Origin of the sequence: Kitasatospora sp. NPDC059747 (assembly GCF_042732955.1) — a bacterium.
GTDB lineage: Bacteria > Actinomycetota > Actinomycetes > Streptomycetales > Streptomycetaceae > Kitasatospora.
Genome location: NZ_JBHWGV010000117.1, coordinates 1 through 4,737, shown reverse-complemented (window position 1 = coordinate 4,737; position 4,737 = coordinate 1). Strand labels below are relative to the sequence as shown.

General features: G+C 75.6%; 4 protein-coding genes. 1 reads left to right on the top strand and 3 read right to left on the bottom strand.

The annotated features are described in order from the left end of the window. Positions 1-327 precede the first annotated feature (327 nt). Positions 328-735: a beta/gamma crystallin domain-containing protein gene (locus ACFV4G_RS35180; RefSeq protein ID WP_380446257.1), complete on the bottom strand. Its 408-nt coding sequence runs from the start codon at positions 733-735 to the stop codon at positions 328-330. A gap of 340 nt (positions 736-1,075) precedes the next feature. Between ACFV4G_RS35180 and ACFV4G_RS35175 the strand changes: the two genes are divergently transcribed. Then, positions 1,076-1,798 carry a hypothetical protein gene (locus ACFV4G_RS35175; protein WP_380446256.1) on the top strand — a complete coding sequence of 241 codons (723 nt, stop codon included), beginning with the start codon at positions 1,076-1,078 and terminating at the stop codon, positions 1,796-1,798. A 10-nt stretch (positions 1,799-1,808) separates the two neighbouring features. Here the strand turns inward: ACFV4G_RS35175 and ACFV4G_RS35170 are convergent, their stop codons facing one another. Beyond that, a complete protein-coding gene (locus ACFV4G_RS35170) occupies positions 1,809-3,200 on the bottom strand; it encodes a hypothetical protein (RefSeq protein WP_380446255.1) in 1,392 nt (463 codons plus the stop codon). Between the two features lie 266 nt (positions 3,201-3,466). Then, positions 3,467-4,737: SUKH-4 family immunity protein (locus ACFV4G_RS35165; RefSeq protein ID WP_380446254.1), on the bottom strand; the 1,271-nt coding region annotated here is incomplete at its 5' end.

Genomic DNA, 4,737 nt, shown 5'->3' with positions numbered 1-4,737 from the left:
ACCGCGCGCGGGGGGGGGGGGCGGCGCGGGGGGGCGCGCGCGGGGGGGCGGCGCCCCCCGCCCCCCCCCGCGGCCCGCCTCGCGCGCCCCGGCCCAGGCCCCCCCCCCCCGGGTCTCGGCCTCACACGTTTCGGGGCCTCACACGTTTCCGGGGCCTCCCGGGTTCCGGGGCCTCACACGCCTCCGGGGCCTCCCGGGTCACACGCCTCCGGGGCCTCACACGATTCCGCTCCTCGCACACCCCGAGGCCGCCTGGGCCCCGCGCGTCCCTGGAGCCCCGTCAGACCGAGCGGCCGCACCCGCCCGACCGTACGGGGCTCCGGCGGGCTACCAGCGCGAGAGGTTGATGTCGTACATCATCACCTGGTGGCCCTGGTTGGCATTGAAGTCGTACTGCTCCCAGTTGAAGACCGTCCAGGAGCCGAGCCCGCCGCCGAGGTAGGTGACGACCCGGTTGTTGCCGGCGTCGATCCGGTCGACGTTGTAGATGCGGACGGCCATCCAGCCGTCGTTCGCGAAGCAGAGCCGCCCGCCGTAGCCGTAGTTGTACACCTTCGCGAAATCGTTCCGGTTGCCGCAGTCGACGCGTTCCACCGCCCGGGCGCCGGTCACCGGCAGCAGGGTCGCGGCGGCCGCGGTCAGCACCGCGAGCGCGCCCAGCCTGCGGGCGTTCGCATTTCTGTTCCGGTGGCTCGAATTCCGGCGGTCCGAACGGAAATGTGTGCGGATAACCATGGACCCTCCATCGGTCGCGGTTTGCGACTCCCGAGATTTGCACGGCGAGGCAACACCGGACAGCTGTTTTCCGGCCAAGCCGATCGTTCGCCGGCGCCTGCGGGAACCGCCGCCGAAGGAATGCGCTAGGGTCCGAACAAGCTTGCAGCGCTTGAGGATCGGAGTACTCGCCGTGCAACTTCCCGCGCCGTCGCAGCGATTCGCCTCGGCCGCCCTGACGGTGGTGATCACGGCATTCTCCGCCGGTTGTTCCGGGGTTTCCGGAAGCGGCTCCTCGGATTCCGCGCCGACCCCGCCGGAGGTCTCCGGGGCGCGCGCCCCGGAATCCGGCCGGGGCGGAATGACCGGACTTCCGCTCTCCGCCTACCAGGCCGACGACCGGAGCGCCGTGAAGGAGATCCAGGCGCGGAACATGCTCGTCGTCTCCTGCATGCGCCGGGCCGGCTTCACCGCGTTCGACGGGGACGGCCTCCAGGCCGCAGAGGCGCCCGACAACGCGACCGCGCTGCCGGCCGGCGCCTGGGGCTACCTGGGCGCGGACGCCGCCGCCGTCCAGGGCTTCCACCCGCCCCGCCGGCCGCTCCCGCGCCCGGCCGCCGCCCCGGCCGGCTCCGGCGAGGCCTACGACAACGCCCGGGTGGACTGCGACCGGCAGGCGGCGGAGCGGATCGGACCGCCGCAGGGGCCCGGCGCCGATCTGGTGGGCCGGCTGTTCGACACGTCGCTGAAGGCCGCCGGGACGGACGCCAGGGTCGTCGCGGCGACGAAGGACTGGTCGGCGTGCATGGGCGCGTCCGGGTTCGCGGCCGACGCCCCGGAGGCCCTGCCGGAGCGCTACCGCGGCACCGCGGAGATCACCCCCGGCGAACTGGCCGCCGCCCGCGCCGACCTCGACTGCACGGCCCGCAGCAACCTGGCGGCCCTCTGGTTCACCGTCCTCACCGGGTACCAGCGCCAGCTGATCGACCGCAACGCCGAGGCCCTGACCGCCCGGCGGGAGGCGGTCAGGGCCCAGGACGAGAAGCTCACCGGGCTGCTGGCGGACGGTGCGCCGCCGCAGTAGCCGGGGTGTCTCAGCGGCGGCGGTAGGAGACGGTGTTCGGGGTCGCGTAGCCGGCGCCGTCGTCCACGATGACGATCTTCGGGATGATCCGGGTCTCCTCCGGCTCCGTGCCCGCGTCCGCGTCCGCGTCCGAGTCCGCAGCGACGGGCTCGGCCGGACCGGTCCGCGGCGGCGCGGCCGGCATGGGAGGCACCGGGCCGGTCACCACGGGCGCGTCGGCCGGAACGTCCGCCGGCGCGGCGTCGGCCGGGGCCGGGGCGGCGACCTGCGCGGACGGCAGCCGCAGGACGGCCGTCTCCTTCCCCGCGCCCGCCGCGTCCCGCTTGCGCAGGTCGGGCACCGGGATCTCACCGGTGTCCGCCTCGGAGTCCGCGGGCGCGGTGCCGTCGTCGGTGACGGCATCGGCGACGGCATCGGTGACGGCATCAGCCGCGGCATCGGCGGCGGCATCGGTGACGACGTCGGCGACAGCATCGGCAGACACGTCGGCGGCCTCGGGCGCCCGCACGGCCGCCGCCTCGATCTGGCCGACCGCCGCCCCGGTGAGCGAGGCCAGCGTGGCCTTGATGTGGTCGAGGTGCTGCTGCACCGTCTCCAGCCGGGCCGCGAACTCGGTCTGCTCCCGCTCGCTCGCCGCGTTGACCTTCTCCGCCTCCCGGCGCGCCTGCTCGACGCTCCGGTCGGCCTTGGCCTGCGCCTCGGCCTCCAGCTGCTTGATCTGGCCGAGCACGGTCTCCCGGTGCTGCTCGGCCTCCTTGACCCGGCGCTCGGCGGTCTCCGCGACCTCGGCGTCCTCCGCGTCGGCCTGGGCCTGGGCCTCGGCGAAGGCCTCGTCGGCGCCGCGCCGCCGGTCGGCGAGCTCGGCCTCGGCCTGCTCGCTCGCCTCGGCGGCGGCGACGCGCACCTTGGCGGCGTAGGCGGTGGCGGCGTCCCGGACGGTCCGGTTGTCGCCGTCGGCGTCGCCGCGGATCGTCTCCGCTTCGGCGCGGGTGCGCTCCTCGGTGCGCCGCGCGGCCTGGTCGGCCTCGCTGCGGGTGGTGGCCGCGTACTCCTTGGCGGCGTGCTCGGCGGCCTGGCCGGCCTCGTACACCTCGTCGCGCAGGTCCTCGGCGAAGCGCTCGGCCTTCTCCCGGACGGCGCGGGCCTCGGTCTCGGCCATGACGGCGAGGCCGGCGGCCTCCTCGCTCAGCACGGTGTAGTCGGGCGCGGGCGCGTCCTGCGCGGCCTGGCGGACCTCCGCCAGCCTGCCCTCCATCTGCCGGATCCCGGCGCCGAGGACGCTGAGCCGCTCCCAGGCCTCGTCGCGCTGCGCGGTGAGCGCGGCCAGGGCGCGGTCGACCTGTTCGGGCGCGTAACCACGCCGGGCCGGGGTGAAGCCGTACTGGGAGACGGCGTCGCTCATGGGCTCTTCCCCTCGTGTCGCGGGCTGCGGAGCCCATGATCGGACGGAACGGACGGCTCCGGGACCGGTTCGGCGACCGGGTCCGGATCCGCCCGTCGGACGGATCGAAATAGGTCGAGGACCGGACGAATAGACCCATCCTCTTGACCTATTTTGCGCAGATCCGGACGAAACCCCAACGAGGCACCGCCGCGACGGCACGCCGAAGGGGCCGTTCCGGACACCGGAACGACCCCTCCCCACCTGCGAGGATCCGGAACGGTCCGCTACAGCAGGCCGTCCCAGAACTGCTCCAGCAGCACGGCCCACCAGGTGTCCGCGTTCTGCAGGGCCGCCGGGTCGATCGCGGCGAGCTCCGCCTGGAAGTCGGCCGTCCAGCGTCCGGCCTGCTCCGGCGTCAGCCCGTACCGCAGCCGCCACATGCGGCCCAGCAGGGCCAGCGAACGGACGAACTCCGGTACACCGGTGTTGACGAACCGGGGCGGCTGCCCGGTTCCGTCGACGTCCACGGCGACCACGTTCGCGGTGCCGTACTGGACGCACAGCTGGCGGCCGTAGTCGTTGCCGAGCACCAGGTAGCCGGCGAAGTCCGGACCCTGCGGCAGGCCGCGCTCGGCGGCCAGCTCGGCGAGCGTCGGGATCGGCCGGCCGTCCTGCGCCTGCGCCCAGAAGAACGGCCCGAAGTCGCGCGGCAGCCCGGCCCACATCAGGGTCTGGGCGACCGGCTCCGGCACGCCCTGGCGGGAGACCGCGCGCTGCTCGAAGCGGAACAGGTTCGGCCCGAAGTGCAGCCCCAGCTCCTGCGCCAGCTGCTGCGGCGGGAGCGGCGGCAGCACCTGGACGCTGCCCGGGGCCGGCGGCGGCACCCGGAACGGGCGGACCCGCTGCGGGCCCGAGGCCAGCTGGTGCAGCTCGTCCAGGTGGTCGAGCAGCTCCGCCATCCCCGCCTGCCGGGACGCGTGGTCGCGCCCGTAGGAGGCGGTGTGGGTGAGCCGCACGTTCGGCCAGGACGCGGCGATCATGCGGTTGCAGTAGCCGCCGGGCAGGTCGCAGGACTCCAGCTCGGTGTAGAGCTCCAGCACCTGGTCCGGCGGCACGTTGAGCCGCCGCAGGTCCTGGAGGATCTTCCACTCCGGGTGCGGGGTGCCGGGCTCGCTGCGGTGCAGCAGCTTCTGCTCCGAGCCGTCCGGGCCGCGGTAGCTGAGCGCGGCGAAGTAGCCGGGGCCGACCGTGGGCACGCCCGGCGGCACCGGGGCCGCCTGCGGCACGCCGCCCGGCCCGCCGCCCGCGTTCGGGTAGCCGTAGCCCGCGGGCCCGGCCGGAGCCGCCGGACCGCCGGGCGGCGGCGGGACGGCCGGGCCGCCGGACGGCGGGGTGCCCGGGTCCGCGGGGCCGGCGCCCAGCAGCGCCGGGTCGATCGCGCTCGCGAGCTGGGTCGCCTCGTACGCGATACCGGGCGCGGGTGCGCCGGGCGCCGGCGTGCCGCCGGCGGGCGTGCCCTGGGCGGGCGCGGGCGCCGGGGCGGCCTGCGGCGCGG